This window comes from Dethiosulfovibrio faecalis (assembly GCF_021568795.1).
In the GTDB taxonomy this organism is placed as follows: Bacteria; Synergistota; Synergistia; order Synergistales; family Dethiosulfovibrionaceae; genus Dethiosulfovibrio; species Dethiosulfovibrio faecalis.
Genome location: NZ_JAKGUE010000015.1, coordinates 43265 through 59943, shown reverse-complemented (window position 1 = coordinate 59943; position 16679 = coordinate 43265). Strand labels below are relative to the sequence as shown.

At 53.2% G+C, this 16679-nt stretch carries 16 protein-coding genes; 15 read left to right on the top strand and 1 reads right to left on the bottom strand.

What is annotated here, in order from left to right; translation table 11 throughout:
• Window positions 1-166: 166 nt before the first annotated feature.
• From L2W58_RS10295 to L2W58_RS10245, 12 genes are all read left to right on the top strand, one after another.
• Window positions 167-1036 carry an ABC transporter ATP-binding protein gene (locus tag L2W58_RS10295; protein WP_338033086.1) on the top strand — a complete coding sequence of 290 codons (870 nt, stop codon included), beginning with the start codon at window positions 167-169 and terminating at the stop codon, window positions 1034-1036.
• Complete coding sequence (locus L2W58_RS10290; RefSeq protein WP_236103252.1) at window positions 1036-2037, top strand: FecCD family ABC transporter permease; 1002 nt, start codon at window positions 1036-1038, stop codon at window positions 2035-2037. Before L2W58_RS10295 ends, L2W58_RS10290 begins: the two co-directional genes overlap by 1 nt.
• 46 nt (window positions 2038-2083) lie before the next feature.
• Window positions 2084-2983, top strand: a complete 900-nt coding sequence (locus tag L2W58_RS10285) for an ABC transporter substrate-binding protein (protein WP_236103251.1) — start codon at window positions 2084-2086, stop codon at window positions 2981-2983.
• On the top strand, window positions 2976-3623 hold the full coding sequence (locus tag L2W58_RS10280; protein WP_236103250.1) for a class I SAM-dependent methyltransferase: 648 nt from the start codon (window positions 2976-2978) through the stop codon (window positions 3621-3623). Before L2W58_RS10285 ends, L2W58_RS10280 begins: the two co-directional genes overlap by 8 nt.
• Window positions 3624-3760: 137 nt before the next feature.
• Complete coding sequence (locus tag L2W58_RS10275; protein WP_236103249.1) at window positions 3761-4567, top strand: ABC transporter substrate-binding protein; 807 nt, start codon at window positions 3761-3763, stop codon at window positions 4565-4567.
• Window positions 4568-4604: 37 nt separating this feature from the next.
• Entirely contained in the window at window positions 4605-5291 is a 687-nt protein-coding gene (locus L2W58_RS10270; protein ID WP_236103248.1) for a GTP-binding protein, read from the top strand.
• Between the two features lie 5 nt (window positions 5292-5296).
• The gene (locus L2W58_RS10265) at window positions 5297-6331 is read left to right on the top strand and encodes an ATP-binding cassette domain-containing protein (protein ID WP_236103247.1); all 1035 of its coding nucleotides are present in this window, start codon (window positions 5297-5299) and stop codon (window positions 6329-6331) included.
• 74 nt (window positions 6332-6405) lie between these two features.
• Window positions 6406-6789 carry an ArsR/SmtB family transcription factor gene (locus L2W58_RS13220; RefSeq protein ID WP_420827991.1) on the top strand — a complete coding sequence of 128 codons (384 nt, stop codon included), beginning with the start codon at window positions 6406-6408 and terminating at the stop codon, window positions 6787-6789.
• 3 nt (window positions 6790-6792) lie between these two features.
• Window positions 6793-7485: a response regulator gene (locus L2W58_RS10260; protein ID WP_236103246.1), complete on the top strand. Its 693-nt coding sequence runs from the start codon at window positions 6793-6795 to the stop codon at window positions 7483-7485.
• Window positions 7482-8426, top strand: a complete 945-nt coding sequence (locus L2W58_RS10255; RefSeq protein WP_236103245.1) for an ABC transporter ATP-binding protein — start codon at window positions 7482-7484, stop codon at window positions 8424-8426. The genes L2W58_RS10260 and L2W58_RS10255 overlap by 4 nt, the downstream gene beginning before the upstream one ends.
• The gene (locus tag L2W58_RS10250) at window positions 8423-9181 is read left to right on the top strand and encodes an ABC transporter permease (protein ID WP_236103244.1); all 759 of its coding nucleotides are present in this window, start codon (window positions 8423-8425) and stop codon (window positions 9179-9181) included. Before L2W58_RS10255 ends, L2W58_RS10250 begins: the two co-directional genes overlap by 4 nt.
• Window positions 9182-9304: 123 nt before the next feature.
• Entirely contained in the window at window positions 9305-10486 is a 1182-nt protein-coding gene (locus tag L2W58_RS10245; protein ID WP_236103243.1) for an NAD(P)-dependent oxidoreductase, read from the top strand.
• On the opposite strand, the gene L2W58_RS10240 is transcribed toward L2W58_RS10245, so the two are convergent.
• Window positions 10465-12444 carry an FAD-dependent oxidoreductase gene (locus L2W58_RS10240; protein ID WP_236103242.1) on the bottom strand — a complete coding sequence of 660 codons (1980 nt, stop codon included), beginning with the start codon at window positions 12442-12444 and terminating at the stop codon, window positions 10465-10467. The genes L2W58_RS10245 and L2W58_RS10240 overlap by 22 nt on opposite strands.
• 373 nt (window positions 12445-12817) lie before the next feature.
• Here L2W58_RS10240 and L2W58_RS10235 point away from each other — a divergent pair, with 373 nt between their 5' ends.
• The 3 genes from L2W58_RS10235 (at window position 12818) to L2W58_RS10225 (ending at window position 16650) form a co-directional block, all read left to right on the top strand.
• Window positions 12818-13963, top strand: a complete 1146-nt coding sequence (locus L2W58_RS10235) for a hypothetical protein (RefSeq protein ID WP_236103241.1) — start codon at window positions 12818-12820, stop codon at window positions 13961-13963.
• 193 nt (window positions 13964-14156) lie between these two features.
• A complete protein-coding gene (locus L2W58_RS10230) occupies window positions 14157-15341 on the top strand; it encodes an NAD(P)-dependent malic enzyme (protein WP_338033085.1) in 1185 nt (394 codons plus the stop codon).
• Window positions 15342-15369: 28 nt separating this feature from the next.
• A complete protein-coding gene (locus L2W58_RS10225; RefSeq protein ID WP_236103240.1) occupies window positions 15370-16650 on the top strand; it encodes a 2-hydroxycarboxylate transporter family protein in 1281 nt (426 codons plus the stop codon).
• Window positions 16651-16679: the final 29 nt, after the last annotated feature.

Below are 16679 nucleotides of genomic sequence, written 5' to 3'. Positions count from 1 at the left end.
TATGTTTCCGCCCCCGATCCGGCATAAAAACGCAGCTAGGGGCGCCTTGTTTTTTGTTTTCGTCGTAGTTTTTTCGATAAGTTGACTTATTCTCTTATTCTTGGTACTCTTCATGTTGTTTTGCTCTTCTAACTAGTGTAGTGTTCTTAAACATGGTCTGTGCTGGATGATGTTTTGGAAGGAGATGATCTACGTGTTGGAAGTAAAAGGCCTTGATTTCGATTACGGAGGAGAGCCCATCCTCAGGAATATTTCCTTTTCCGCTTCTAGGGGACGGATAATTTCTCTCATCGGTCCCAATGGATCGGGCAAATCGACCCTCCTTCGTTGTCTATGTGGTCTCCTCCCTGTCTCGAACAGAGGTGTCCGCATTATGGGAAGGGCTTTAGAGGAATATTCTTCTCGGGAGTTGTCACGGTTGATTGCGTTTTTGCCTCAGGCTCAGGACAAGGTGCCGTCCATGTCTGTATACGAATTGGTGGGAATGGGAAGGAGCCCCTATCACAGATCAGGATGGTTTTTCTCCGAGGAAGATCGCCAGAAGATGTCTTGGGCTTTGGAATATATGAGTCTTATGGAGATAGCCGACAGATCGGTGGAAGAGCTTTCCGGAGGAGAGAGGCAGAGGGCTTGGATAGCCATGATCTTGGCCCAGGATACTTCCATAGTTCTTTTGGACGAGCCTGTGACCTACATGGATCTGAAGTTCCAGTGGGAGTTGTTGGCTGTGCTGAGGGATCTGAGGGATAGTTTCGGAAAGACGGTGGTCTCGGTTTTTCACGATATCAATCATGCTCTTGAGATATCCGATTTTATCTACCTTCTCAAAGATGGGAGGATTCACAGTGCGGGACGCTTGGAGCAGGTCATCAACGAACGATCGATTCGTGAGGTTTTCGGCGTAGGTACCCACGTGTGTAGGTTCAAGAAATGTCGTAGGCCGGTTGTGGTGCCGTTTGGTGATCTACGTTGCCCTGGGCGTATTTCTGAATGTTGTCCCGGGGTCGAGAATAGTCCCGTCTCCCAGTCGTATTGATGTTTCGTATCGATGTCTCTGGAAGAGGAACGGATAAATTGGCGGTTATATGCCTATGTTTGGCGGTGGTCTTTATGGTATGTCTGATCGGGGTGGCGGCAGGAACCCTATCTTTTGATTTGGGGGAGATCTGGAGGGCTCTTTCCGGAGCGAGTTCCAATCCTCTGGCCAACAGGATCGTCCATAACATCCGCCTCCCTCGGATCTTAACGGCTCTCCTTGCGGGAATGAACCTCGCTGTCGCCGGTGCTCTCTTGCAGGGAGTGTTGCGGAATCCCTTGACCTCTCCCCATATCATAGGAGTTAACGCCGGAGCGGGTCTCATGGCCGTGACTGTTATGGTCCTCTTTCCCGGGAAGATAGAATGGATTCCTCCTGGAGCTTTTTTGGGTGCCCTTTTCGCTGCGTCTTTGGTCTATGGATTATCCCTGGTGGTCCGTAAAGGTGACACGGTCAGGATCATATTGGCTGGCGTGGCGGTCTCCTCTCTTTTAGGCGCTCTGACCTCAGGGTTGATGTTTTTGAACAACGATCAGCTCGATGTGACCTACGGTTGGCTCTTGGGTAGCTTATCCGGTAGGGGATGGGGTTATTTTCATCTTCTATATCCCTACAGTCTTATCGGAATTATTCTTGGAATTTCCCTGGCCCCAAAGGTCAATCTCTTTTCCCTGGGCGATGAAATAGGCGGCAGTCTTGGGCTAAGGGTCCAATTCTATAGGGTAGTCATCATGGCGGTTGCCTCTATTCTTGCCGGAAGTGCCGTCAGCGTGGTGGGAACAATAGGGTTCGTGGGATTGATGGCTCCTCATTTGGCCAGACTTATGGTAGGCAACGATTGTAGATACTCTCTCGTGCTTAGCGCTCTTCTCGGCGGTATATTACTGGTCCTTTCGGATACCTTGGCAAGGACCATTTTTCAACCCGTGGAGCTTTCGGTCGGTGTAGTTACAGCTGTTCTGGGAGCGCCTTTCTTCATTCTCCTTCTCTTTAGAAAATGATGAAGCGGTGAGGCTAAAGTGAAAATTGAAAAGGAAGGTGATATCGATGGCCGATTTTCTTATACATACAGCGATCAACACCAGACGATACATTGTCGACTATCTCAAGGAGCGGCTCATGGATTTCGAGAGCAGAACGGGGCAGGTCGTTGCCTTCAAAAATCCTGGATTCGATCACTCCAGAAACTGGTTGCTGGAAAGCATTTCAAACGGGGAGCTTCCCGATGTCATGTTATCTCACGGGAGCTATTTCTCGGTTTTGAACGATGAGTGGGAGGATCTCCTTTTGCCTCGGCCGTCTTGGACGGGGAATCCCTCGCTTCATCCGGGATCGGCTTCCTTTGAGGATCCGTCGAGGAGGCTTCATCCCGTATTCGTCGTCCCAATGGTACCGATATACAACGTGGGTATGGTTCGCCCCGAGGCTTTGAGCGGTTCATGGTACGATCTGGTTAGACGTAGAAAAGGGGTCCTGTTCCCGGACGGGAATACCCCCATAACAAAGATCGTTCTGGCCTATCTGAAAAAGACCTGGCCCGACGAATTCCCTCTATTTCTCGAAGGGCTTTCGTTTGGTGGATCCCCCGTTGAGATTATCCAGGCCGTTGCCAGGGGAGAGTTCCAAATGGGGATATCCAACGTCTCCTTCTCTGCTATGGCGAAACAGAGGAGGGTGGAGATTCTTCCCGTCTCCGAGGGAGCGGTTCCTCTGCCTCAGGTCTTGGCCTGGAGTCGTTACGCTTCGTCGGACCTCTCGGAGGAGGTTCTTCGTTTGCTGATGGACGAGGATTTTCAGCGCTATCTAGGGGAGCAGGGACTATGGCCTGTCGTCGATATCTCTGAGAACTGTAGATTTCCCGTGCCTCGTTGGAAGAGTACCTGGGAGGGTTGGGAGGATTTTCTGTCGGGGTTACGAGATCTGGAAGGGGATCCCGTTCATGCATAGGCCTTCGGTTTTCTACTCTATTTTGGAGCCGATTTACCCTTTTTTGGTTCAACAGTTTGCCGACGATTACGGTTTAAACAGGGGGATAGCGGTGGATATAGGAACCGGTCCTGGTTTTCTGGGGACGGAGTTGGCAAAAATCACGAATATGACGGTCTGTTTTGTCGATCTGAACGAGGAGGCGCTCCAGTCGGCCAAGGAACGATTCATGGTTTCGGAGACGGACAACGAGGCCCTTTTTGTCCGGGCCGATGTGAAAGCTCTTCCTTTTGAGGACGGTTTTGCCGATTTTGTTATGAGTCGGGGTTCCATATGGTTTTGGGAGGAGCCGGAGAAAGGGCTGTCGGAAGTCTACCGTATACTGAAGCCTGGTGGAGTCGCCGTAATTGGAGGGGGACTGGGCAGATATGTTCCGGATTCTATGAGGCGTCGTATAGTTGCGGCGAATCGGGATAGATTGATAAGATCCGGGGAAACTCGTCCCTGTTTCAAGGATTTTTCTCGCATGATAGAGGATGCCCTATTGGAAAAAGCCGGGGTGGATTCCTTCCGTATGATATCAGAGGGTGAAGAGGGCGACAGCGGTAAGTGGGTCGAGATCCATAAAAATGGAGATGGAAAAAGAGGCGGCTTGTCATGACTTCTCTCTTGGTTTTTTTTGATAAGGGGTTGAGGAGGCTCGCTTTTATCATTTTGCTTTCTATGTCCTTTTTTGCCCAGTCTTCTCGGGTTTACGCCTTCTGGATCGAGGTTGACCATCTTGGGCACGAGGTTGTCGTGTCCGAGAATAAAGATAAAGTTTTAGCCCTGAACCCTCTGCTTATGGAAGGACTTTTCGCCATAGGCATAACCCCCGTAGGCAAGGTTGAGGAATATCGTATCAGAGAAAAGGGCATGGCTTTGCCATCGGTTGGAAGGCAGCCCGATGTAGACATAGAGTCGATATACGGGTTGAATCCCTCTTTAGTTATCGGACATGTCCGTTTTCACGGAGACGTAGCCAAAGTGCTTCGACGGGATGGGGTTCCCGTGTTCCTGGTAGATCCTGCGAAGATGGGAGAGAATCCCATGCTGGATTCCGTCCTATTTCTTGGCAGACTGCTTCACAGAGAGGGAAAAGCCAGGGAATATGCAGATAGAACCGAGCGTATCGCCAAGACCCTCAGAGATAGGATAAGAGAGGAAACGGATGTTCGAAGCGCCGTCATGGTCAAAGACGGCGACAGATTGGCAGTAGCTCAGAATGCTACCGTTTATGGCTCTATCCTGCGTGCTCTAGGGATCGAGAACATCGTTCCCGATGGACTCCCTGGATCGAATAGGGAGAGTTTTATCCCCTTTGACGTAGAGACCGTCGTTGTGTCCGACCCGGACGTGGTATTTATAGTTTCTTCTTTCGTAGATCCAGAAAAGGGCAGAGGAGTTGCGGAGAAATGGGCGAACGATCCTCGGTGGGCCGGATTGAAGGCAGTGAGAAGAGATAGGGTCATAGTCCTGCCTTTCAAGGTCGATCCGGGAAGGGCGACCGCCGAGGAGCTTCTCAGAATCACCGCCGGCACTCTTCTAGAGAGAGTTGTCTGGTAGGTCCTGCAATGGGTCGATTTGAAAGGATGAAGCTATTTTGAAGGTTATAACCGTATCGGGTCCTCCTTCTTCGGGAAAGACCTCCGTGGTGCTGAAGGCGGCTTGGGAGATGAAATCAGATGGGCTGTCCGTAGGGGCTGTTAAGTTCGACTGTCTTAGCACTGGAGACAGAAAACTCTACGAAAGGAACGGGGTGGATGCCAGGACCGGGCTTTCTGGAAGCCTTTGTCCCGACCATTTTTTCGTGAGCAACGTGGAGGAGTGTCTTTCTTGGGGAATGGAGAGATCCTTCGACGTGCTGTTCCTGGAGAGTGCCGGACTATGTAACAGATGCTCTCCTCACATACAAGGAGTCACTGCCGTCTGTGTTATAGATAATCTGATGGGGGTCAACACCCCGAAGAAGATAGGTCCCATGCTCAAGCTTGCGGATATCGTCGTCATCACGAAGGGGGATATCGTGTCCCAGGCTGAAAGGGAAATCTTTGCTCTGAAAGTGAGACAGGCCAACCCGGGGGGTAGTGTTCTCCATGTAGGAGGTATCTCCGGTCAAGGAGCCTGCGAACTAGTATCTCTGTTGATGGAGGGGGAGGAGATAGAGTCGATCTCAGGCAGGAGTCTTCGCTTCGCCATGCCCTCAGCTCTATGTTCCTATTGTCTTGGCGAGACGAGGATAGGTAAAGAGCATCAAATGGGCAGTGTGAGAAAGATATGTCTGGAGTGAGGGATGTGAGAACAACGGATATCGCGGTGGGTTACTGTCTTCGCAATGTTAGAATGGATCTTCTTTTCGAGGAACATCCCTACGTAAGAGACTTTTTTGACGCCAACGGCCTTCCTCCTGCGGATCCCTGTGTCAGAGTTGAGGAATATTTTTCCGAGATGAGTCCTGTTTTTCTCGAGGATATAGGATTCGATAGAGAAGGGTTGATAGATCGTCTGGTAACGTTCATAGAACGGATGGAGGACGTCAAAAAAGGACAAAATTTATCCGTTAAAAAGGTTACGGTTTTAGGGGGCAAGGATAAAAACGGTGTCCCCGAAGACGTAAGGTTGGAGATGAAAGCCGGTGAAATCGTCTGTATAGTTGGTCCCACCGGCTCCGGGAAGAGCCGTCTTTTGGCCGATATAGAGTGGATGGCCCAGGGCGATACCCCTACGGGGAGACGGATACTGATAGACGATGAGAAGCCTCTGAGAAAATGGCGTTTTTCCCTAGAGCATAAGTTGGTTGCACAGCTCTCCCAGAACATGAATTTCGTGATGGATCTGAGTGTTCGAGAGTTCGTGTCCATGCACGCCGAGAGCAGGATGGTCCCGGATAGAAGGGAAAGGGTCCGTACTGTGATAGAACAGGCCAATGTTTTGGCCGGTGAGTCCTTCTCTCCCGATATTCCGGTGACTGCTCTTAGCGGGGGTCAATCTAGGGCTCTTATGATTGCCGACACAGCCTTTTTGAGTTCGTCTCCTATAGTCCTGATAGACGAGATAGAGAACGCCGGGATAAACAGGAAGAGAGCGATGGATCTGCTGGTGAGGAGGGATAAGATCGTTCTGGTCGCTACTCATGATCCCTTGTTAGCTCTTATGGGATCTCAGAGGATAAGTATAAGAAATGGCGGGATCGATAAAATTCTCCAGACTTCCAAGGAAGAGAATGAACATATGAAAACCCTCGAGAAACTCGATGGATTTTTGAATCGATGTAGGGAAGTCCTACGAAACGGAGAATCTCTCGAAGTTCTTCCCGATTTCTCCCTATAGTCCGTGAAATTGGGTCTTAAAAAATCGTCAAGGAGGTTCCTTCTTGACGATTTTTTTGTGGGTATATATAGTGTATGCGCAATAACTTAATTGGGGAGGTTTTTATGGAACGACCTGAAGACATGGCCCGAATTTTCAAGGTTTTATCTGTTGAGACAAGAGTGCGTATCGTCAAGTTGCTCAAGAAGCGTTCTCTGTGTGTAAACAGTATTGCCCGTGAGTTGGGGATCTCGGCGGCGGCGGTGTCTCAGCATCTTCGAATACTACGGAATGCGGACGTAGTAATAGCCGACAAAAGGGGGTATTTCGTCCATTATGGTATTAATCGAGTTACTTTGGAGAAGTGGCGCGAGATTGTCGAGCCTTTGTTAAATACATCTACAATAACGGAAGATCCCTTTGATTCTAGTCGATCATGCCATATAGGTTACGGCCGTGTTTTTGAACGGAGGGAGTAGATCGTGAGCGATATAAGGGTTCTCATAGTCGAGGACGACCCGATGGTAATGGATATTCACAAACGTTTCGTCCTATCCATACCAGGTTTCGAGCTCGTAGGACTCGGGGCGAACGGGATGGACGGCCTGAAGGTTCTGGAACAGAGAAGCGTAGATCTGGTCATCCTGGACATCTACATGCCCGAGCTGGACGGTCTGGAGACACTGCACGAAATCCGTCGAAGACGTCGAAACGTGGACGTCATAGTGGTCTCCGCCGCTCACGAGACCGATACCGTCAGGGACGTTATGCGCTTCGGAGCCTTCGACTATATAGTGAAGCCCTTTACCTACGAGAGATTCAAAGAGGCTATGGAGGGCTACCTTTTATATTGGGCACAAAAGGGAGACCTTGACCAGGGAGCCATAGACAGGATAATGAGGAGAGGATCTCGGGAGAAGAGGGACAGATGTCTTCCCAAGGGGTTGGGGTCGGTTCAGCTGGACCGGGTAAGGTCAATACTCATGGGGGAGGATGGGGCCCTCTCGGCCGACGAGGTCGCAGTTAGGGCCGGCGTCTCCAGGGTAACAGCGAGGAGATACCTCGAGTATCTCGTGTCCATAAACAGGGCTGCGGTAGAGCCTCTTCATAGGGACGTAGGTCGTCCGGTCAATCTTTACAGGCTTTTGGACGCTAAAGGAGGGGATTGTTCTTGATAAATCCGGAAATAAAGGTAAAAGGGCTTTCGAAGTCCTTCGGATCGGTGGAAGCCGTGAAGGGAGTTTCCTTCGAGGTGGAGAAGGGGGAGATCTTCGGTTTTCTGGGGCCGAACGGAGCGGGAAAGACCACGACCATAAACATGCTTACCGGCCTGGCCCGTCCGGACGGAGGCAGTATAGAGCTAGGAGGCCTGGACTGTACGTCGGACAGAAAACCGGTCCAGCACCTAATAGGGGTGGTCCCGGACGAAAGCTCCCTTTATCCGGAGCTCACCGGCTTCGAGAACCTCTGTTTTTGCGGAGCCCTCTACGGAATGAGAAAAAAAGAGAGGATTGCCAGGGCTAAAGAGCTTCTCGATACAGTCGGCCTTGCAGATGCGGCGAAAAGACGTTTCGGAGGGTACTCGAAGGGAATGGGACGCAGGCTGACCATAGCCGCCGGGGTGATCCACAGGCCTTCGGTGCTCTTTCTGGACGAGCCGACCACCGGCATAGACGTCGTCAGCGCCAGGACCATTCGTTCGATGATAAGGGCTCTGAACGAGAACGGAACCACCGTGTTTCTGACGACCCACTATCTGGAGGAGGCAGAGAGGCTCTGCGATAGGGTGGCTTTCATCCGTTCCGGTAGAATCGTCCTCACCGACACCATGGAGGGTTTGCTCAAAAAAGACCGAAAGGGAGAGGCCATACTTCTACGATTCGACGGGGAAGGGGACGCCTCGGCCGAATCCATCCTCCGATCGGCATTCCCGGCCGTCTCGTTCGAGCCGTCCGGACGGGGTGCCGTTACGGCCAGGTCCGAGGTTTACTTGTCGGTGGGGGCGATGGTCAGAACGCTGGAGGACGGAGGCTTCGAGGTTCTGGAGGCCCGGAGGATCGCGTCTACCCTGGAGGATGTCTTTTTACAGGTGGCGGAGATGGAGGATGAACGATGATGAGAGCCGGTATAAGACCCTCATGGTGGATAGCCTACTGGAATATTCTCGTCAAAGACGTCAGGGCCTATTACCTCAAGCCCCCGAACATCAGCTGGGGGATCCTCTTTCCCCTTGCCTGGACCGCCATGTTTCTGATCCGATCGGGAGGTTCAATGGAGGACGTTAGGGCTCTCCTCCCGGGGATAATGTCCCTGTCCGTCCTGTTCGGTACGACGTCCATGTTGGCGGTAACCGTGACCTTCGAGAGGAAGGGACGGTCCTTCGATCGACTTCTTCTGGCTCCTCTCCCTCTGGAGATGCTTATGGCGGCCAAGACCTCCGGAGCCATAGCCTTCGGGTTGTTGAACTGCATGATACCCTTCTGGATGGCGTCGTTTTTCTACGATCTTTCCGGGGCGTCGGTGCCCTCCATCCTGGCGGCCGGTTCGGTGCTTTCCGTCGTCTGCACCTTCATGGGGCTTTTCATAGCCGTTTCGGTTAAAGAGGTATTCGAGGCCCAGACCCTCTCGAACTTCTTCCGCTTTCCCATGCTGTTTCTCTGCGGGCTCTTCTTTCCCGTCTCCAGCCTGCCGGTGTTCCTCCGTCCCCTCTCCTACATGTTGCCCCTTACCTATGGGGTCGACCTGATGAGGTGGATACTGGAGGGCGAAGGGCTCATACCTGTTCCGGTGGATTGGCTGGCACTGGTCGGGTTCGCTTCGCTGCTTTTCATCGTGAGTCTCAGGTCCATAAAAAAGAGGTGGATTCAGTGACGGTCGGATCTTTGTGTATGTGATAGCTATCTTTATGTTAAAGTAAGATTGGCAATTCGACGGACCTGAGGTATGATGCTGAAATCCTTTCGGTGTATATCGTATAAATAAGGAGAGAAAGCCATGGAGATGCACATACTGGAGGAGGCTCGTCGCTGTATAAGGTGCGGAGCCTGCGTCAAGGGCTGTCCGGTGAACACCGCCATACCGGACATGATAAGGATGTTGGTGGACGGCCAGATAGTTTCCGCCGGAAGGACCCTGTTCCAGAACAACCCCCTCTCGGTGGTGTGTTCCATAGTGTGCCCTCAGGAGCGTCAGTGCGAGGGGCACTGCGTGCTCGGACGCAAAGGAGCTCCCATAAGGATAAGCGACATAGAACACTACATATCGTCGTTCTACATGAACGTCATGGATCTGGAGCCCCTGCCGAAGAAGGGCAAGTCCGTCGCCATAGTCGGCTCCGGTCCCGCCGGGATAACCATAGCCTTTCTTCTGGCTTTGAGGGGGTATTCCATAACCATCTACGAGGGAAAGGACCAGATCGGGGGAGTGATGCGTTACGGAATTCCCGAGTTCCGCCTTCCCAAGGACCTGATCGACGGTCTGGAGGCCAACCTAAGGAAGCTCGGAGTCGTAATAAGGCCCAATACCACCATCGGTACGACCCTGAGTCTGGACGATCTGTTTAGGGACGGTTTCTCCGCCGTGTTCGTAGGGACCGGCGTGTGGAGGCCCAAGGGGCTGGGAATACCGGGGGAATCCTTGGGTAACTGTCATTTCGCCATAGATTATCTGAAGAACCCGGATGTCTATCGTCTGGGTCGAGCCCTGTGCGTGATAGGGGCCGGCAACACCGCCATGGATGTCGCAAGGACCGCCGTCCGCAAGGGAGTCTCCCATGTCACCGTGATGTACCGAAAGGGCTGGGAGGAGATGCCGGCCCGCAAGATCGAGGTGGAATACGCCCAGATCGACGGGGTCGATTTCATCCTGGAGAGCACGCCCGTCGCGATAACATCCAAGGGAGTTCGTTTCGCTAGAGACGGCGAGGAGGACTTCTTCCCCTGCGAGTCGGTGATAGTGGCGGTCAGCCAGGGGCCCCGGTCTCTCATAGGATCCAGCAGGGACGGCATAGAGACCAGAGAGGATTTTCTCGTCGCCGACGATTCCGGTCGTACCTCCAGAGAGGGGGTCTTCGCCTCCGGCGACGTAGTGACCGGAGCGAAGACCGTCGTTGAGGCGGTGCGTTTCTCCAAGAAGGTTGTCGAGACCATGGACTCCTATCTGAGCGGAACCGATTGAACCAGGGCGTCCCAGACGGCTGTGACGGCTTCTCCTCGGGATATCAGCTCTTCCGGTGGTCCTTCCCATTCCATAGAGGACGGTTCCCATCGGGGGGCCGTCTTTTTCAGTCTTTCCACGAAGTCCGATCTGGAGACGAAAAGCTCTCCTCCCTCAAGGTCCCTCACGTAGAAGGCTCTGGATATCATGTAGGACATGTGTCTTTCCTCGACAGGCAGGGACGTCCCGAAGATCACCGGCGTCATTGGATGAAGGTATCCGTATAGGGTCGCTCCCTGGACGCCCCTCCAATGGGGATGGTCCGGCTGGACGTCGAAAAAGGAATACAGCGACAGGGCGCTCTTGCCCCTCAAAAGGACGTCTTGGACCGATATGACCGGCAGGTCCCTTGGATCTCGGTGGGAGAGGGAACTGAGGGCTGCTATGGCTCCCGCCGCCTGGCCCGTCAGTATCGTTATGGGCTGCAGTCTCGTCGCCCCGTTGACCAGCCTGGACACCGATATGTTCTTCTCCGCGGCTAAGAGGCCGTCCACCGTCTCCGGGATAAGGGCTCCGTAGGGCACCTGGAAGACTCCCTCGTCGGATCTCCACTCGCCTGGATAGTCGGCCATAGACTCTCCTAGATCCGATTCCAGGCTTCCTGGGACCCTGGATCCATGGATGTCCAGAGGATATTCTCCAAGGGCGATCGAGTTCGTCCTGTTCTCCACCGCCCGGCCGAGTCGTCTGTCTCTGGCGACGGTCTTGGCCGTCATGGTCTCGATTCCGACGATCCTTCGACTCTCCCTGACGTAGGGAATTGGTGGAAAGTGGCTCAGAACGGCGTCGTTGCTCTCGTCCAGATAGAGGGCCCTGTCCCTTATACGATCTCCCCTTTCTCCGTATCCCTGAGACCGGTCCACCGTCCAGTTGGACAGGCCCAGTTCGGTCTGGACGTAGTGTATGAACCTCAACGTCCTGCCGATGGCCTCTCCGTTTACCAGCCGTCTGTAGTCTTTGTCCTCCAGGTAGCGGACGGTCAGTCCCACGTGATCGGGGCCGTTGGCGGGAACGTCGTTGGCCCAGTTGACGCAGGTCCTGGTTATGTAGGGCCAGGTCTCCGATTCCCCTCCCTCTATTCTGTGTGGATTGCCCCTGTCAGGAAGGGCCCTGTAGGCTTTGTGGCTGGCGACGTCGAAGGGGGCCTGTCCCGGCCAGGTGGCCCCGTCGGTGGTCACCACTCTTCTGAACCTTCCCACGTCTCTGTCGTATCCGTCCGGTCTCTTTACCTTCAGTTCCTCCGGTACCGAGTCCTCGCTCTTTATAACTGCGACCCAGGTTATGTCCTGTATCTCCCCGTCCATATCCAGGTTGGTGGACAGGGAGTTTCCCGCCCTGTATCTAGCCGGGGTCATTGGAAGCAGATCGCCGCATTCCGTTGCATCTATCGTGACCTTCCCTTTGAGCATTATCGTTCCCGAATCGCCGTCTTTCAGGATAACCCCTGTGACCCTATTCCCCTCCGTCAGGACCGCCTCCGGCGTCCTGTGGAGGAAGAGTTCGACCTTGCCTGGAGCCGATCCTCTCAGCATATCGAGGAGTATCTCTTCTGCCACCTTGGGCTCCGTCGCTATGGTGTCGTTTCCCCAGTAGCATATGTTGACGTCGGTTCCCGTCGCTCCGTAGCTTTCTCTGATCCTTCTTATAAACTCCAGATATAATCCCGATCTGTTGTGTCCCACGTCGTCCATTGTGGAGACCGCCGCGGCGGTGATCTGTCCGCCGATCCAGCCGGTCTCGTCCACCAGGGCGACCGAAGCTCCGCATCTGGCGGCCTGGATCGCCGCGGCGGTGCCTCCCGATCCCGCACCGACAACTATGACGTCGTACTGGCCGGATCTGACCTCGGAGTCGGCGGTGGGGCATAATGCCGTGGTAAAAAGGACGGAGCAAAGAATAGAATAAAGAAAGACTCTCACACCTATCACTCCTTAACCGAGGAATCCCGGCGTTTAGTTTAGTAAGAGTATATATCATGAATTGGTATGGACGACAGTCTTCAGGCCATGTCTGACTCACCGTACGATAGAGATAACGACATCGAGATATCCAGACTTTAGGTCCGCAGCATGTTTTGCGTAATATGAGACTGGATGGAATAGTCCGCAGTTTGTGTTTGTTGTCTTGGTTATTATCTAAAAACTAATGGTTTTAAATGATAACGTCGATAAAAATAATGGAGGGTGCCACGAATATCTGATGATTTTCAAGGAGGAGATGTTCGTGTCCAGGAATTTCTCTATGCTTCTATCGGGACTTGTGTTGTTGATGTTAGTAAAAAGGTAGAGAACTATGAGGATATACGGAAACGATCATAATCTTTCCGGTATATGGGGAAAGAGCCTAGGATATCAAGCGGCAGGACTCCGGGTGGGAGGTCGAAAGCTGGAGAGCGGAAGTGTTCTGAAGACCTCGTCCACGGAGGAGCTTTCCTTGGAGGAAAGTCAGGCGGTGTCCACCATAAGGGATGGATTCGAGAGAATAGGCAAGGTTATGCAGGGAATGAAGCTGATCTCCGAAAAAGGGGAGGAGTCGCTTTCGGAGGACGAGAGGCTGTTGCTTCAGTCCAGAATGGCTGAGTTTCAGTCAGATTTGCATAGGGAAATCCATTCTGTGGCCTTGAAGTTGGCCGGAAAGACCTACGAGTCCACCCTCCCTACTGACGGAGCGAAAAGCATAGTAGGTGAGGGAGTTGAAGGATCCGACGAATATGGATTTTACGGTTGCTTCTTGGATCTCTCCTCTGATCAGTCTTTAAATAAAGTCAATCTAGGTAATCTAGGTCTTGATGGCTTGCGGATCTTTGGTGCCAGAAAACTTGATCCAGAGGAAGGTGCCCCAATGATAAACGGTGATACGGTACATTATGTTACGCTTGTCGCCACGGGCAAGGGCAATGTTTTGGAGAGTCACACGGACAAACTCATCTCCGCCTTGGCGGAGGCCGGAGAATCTGGGAAGAGCCTTTCGGAAGTGGCGTCCGAGCCGATGTTTGCCCAGGACGACATGATGCTGATCGATCCGGAGAGATCGGGCGAGATAACGGACAGGATAGACGACGATCTCAAGAAGATATGGGACATGTCCGCAAAGTTCGAGGAATTCGTGGAGAAAATGAAATCCTCCGACTCAGGTGGAGCGAGAAAGGACCTATCGGTGAACAGGGACTTGCTGGACCTTCAGAACAAGGTGGACGGTCCCCTGGGGACCATGGCCTTTTCCCTAGGAGCGGACTTTTCCGATCTTCGTATGATCGACGTGACCAGCCCTCTCGGTCAGATGTTCTCCGAGGTGGATTCTTTATTCAAGGACGATATATATTCCGACCTCGGGGTGGAGGATACCTATTTTCGGGATCTGATCTTCGACATGGATGATTCTGCACTACTTCAGGAGTTGTTTGATCAAGGCAGAAGTTCCTCCAGGGTGTCTATATAGAGTGGCGGTATCTATGGGGCAGGCGGACCTGTTTAGGTTCGCCTGCTTTTTTGTCTCTTCGTGACCGAAATGACCAAAAGTCTTTTTTGTGTTCTAATACGTTGATGTTCGGGCTTTATCCCGGTACAGTGTAGCTGTCATGACGGTAAGAACCTGTCGACAGACCGGTTTAGATCTGAAAGGAGAGATCTCTGTGAGCGATTCGGGTATCTATATGGAGGCGTTGAAGGCCCACGCCGAGGCCAAGGGTAAACTCAGCGTGGAGAGTCGAATTCCCGTGAAAGATATGCACGATCTGGCGGTGGTATACACGCCCGGCGTCGCCGAGCCTTGTCGTAAGATCAAGGAAAATCCCGAGGACGTGTATACCTACACGACCAAGGGAAACATGGTGGCAGTCGTAACCGACGGAAGCGCCGTCCTGGGGTTGGGCGATATAGGTCCAGCCGCCGGACTTCCCGTGATGGAGGGCAAGGCGGTTCTCTTCAAGCGTTTCGCCGGGGTCGATGCCTTCCCGATCTGCGTCGGCAGCAAGGACGTGGACGTGATAGTTGAGACCACTGCCATGATAGCCAGCGGATTCGGCGGCATCAACCTGGAGGACATCGCCGCCCCCCGATGCTTCGAGATCGAGAGAAAGCTTAAGGAAAGACTGGATATACCGGTTTTTCACGACGACCAGCACGGAACGGCGGTAATAGTCCTGGCCGGTTTGCTCAACTCACTTAAATTGGTCGGTAAGTCCATAGAGGATGTCAAGATAGTGATGAACGGTGCCGGTGCCGCCGGTATAGCCATATGCAAGCTCCTTCAGAGCGTAGGGGCCGGTAACGTCATATTGTGCGACAGAGCCGGAGCCATCTACGAGGGAAGAGAGACCAACATGAACTGGATCAAGAAGGAGATGGCCGAGGAGACCAACAGGGGCAAGGAATCGGGGACCCTGGCGGACGTCATCGTGGGAGCGGACGTTTTCCTTGGCATATCCGGTCCCGGATTGGTCACGGCCGACATGGTCCGTTCGATGGCTTCCAATGCCATAATATTCGCCATGGCCAACCCGACCCCGGAGATATACCCCGACGAGGCCGTGAAGGCAGGAGCCGCAGTCGTCGCCACAGGGCGCAGCGATTTCCCGAACCAGATCAACAATTGTCTCGGCTTTCCCGGCATATTCAAAGGGGCCTTGGACGTGAGGGCCAGCGATATCGACGAGTCGATGAAGTTGGCCGCGGCCTACGCACTGGCCGGACTGGTTTCGGACGATGAACTTTCCTCCGAGAGGATAATTCCCGAGGCCTTGGACGAGAGGGTCGTCCCGACGGTCGCCAAAGCGGTGTCGGAGGCGGCTAGAAAGGCCGGGATAGCCAGAGCGTAATACAACGACAGCAGAGGAGACGATCTATATGACCGTGCAGACGGATAGAAAGAGTTTTACCATCTGGGGGCTTTCCCCCGTTCTTTTCGCGGTGTGCCTGGGGCTCGTGATCCTGGCGATGTATATAGGAAAACTGCCCAAGGGAATGATAGGAGCCCTGGCTGCCATGATGACCATGGGCGCCATCATGGACAAGATCGGGGACAAAACCCCCGTGGTCAACGAATATCTCGGAGGGGCTCCTCTGGTCTGTATATTCGGAACGGCAGCCCTGGTATATTTCGGAGTCATGCCCGATTCCACCGTCAAGATAATCACCGACTTTATGAAGGGTGGAGGGTTCCTCAACTTCTACATAGCGGCACTGATATGCGGAAGCATACTCGGTATAAGCTCGGATCTGCTTATAAAGGCAGGAGCTAGATACGCCGCTCCTTTGTTGGCGGCGGTGCTGGTTTCCTGTGGTCTGGCAGCCGTGGTGGCAGGCATGATAGGCTACGGATGGCAGCAGGGTATAATGCATATAGCCATGCCCATAATGGGAGGCGGCATGGGAGCCGGTGCGGTGCCGATGTCCCAGATATTCAGCACCATAACCAAGATGGATACCAAGGATATACTGTCCATACTGATACCGGCATTGGCGCTGGGTAACGTTATGTCCATCGTGGCGGCCGGACTCTTGGACAAACTGGGCAAGGCCCGTCCTTCCCTGACCGGCAACGGACATCTCATGAAGGACTTCAAGGTGGAGAAAGAAGAGGAGATAACCCCGAGCATAGAGATGATGGGGGTAGGCGTGATGGTCTCCTGTGTTTTCTTCATCCTGGGGCTTCTTTTGAACAAAGTGGTGCCTATGATCCACTCCTACGCCCTCATGATAATAGCGGTAGCCATGTGCAAGATATTCAACCTCGTTCCCGAGTCGGTCCAGAAGAGCTGTAATATGTGGTACAAGTTCGTGGCCAAGAACTTTACAGCCGCGCTTCTCGTGGGTATAGGGGTTGCCTATACCGACCTCGGAGCGGTCATAAACGCCGTGTCTGTTCAGTACATAGTTTTGGTGGCGGTCGTGGTATTCGGAGCTGTCGTCGGGGCGGGATTTGCCGGGATGGCAGTGGGCTTCAACTTCGTCGAGTCGGCCATAACCGCCGGTCTCTGTATGGCCAACATGGGGGGAACCGGGGACGTCGCGGTTCTGTCCGCGGCCAAGAGGATGGAGCTTATGCCCTTCGCTCAGATATCCTCCCGTCTCGGAGGTGCTCTGATCCTTATATTGGTAAGCCTGTTGCTTCCCGTGCTGGGATAGTTCCGGCTTTTACGGCGTCGGAGGCTTTA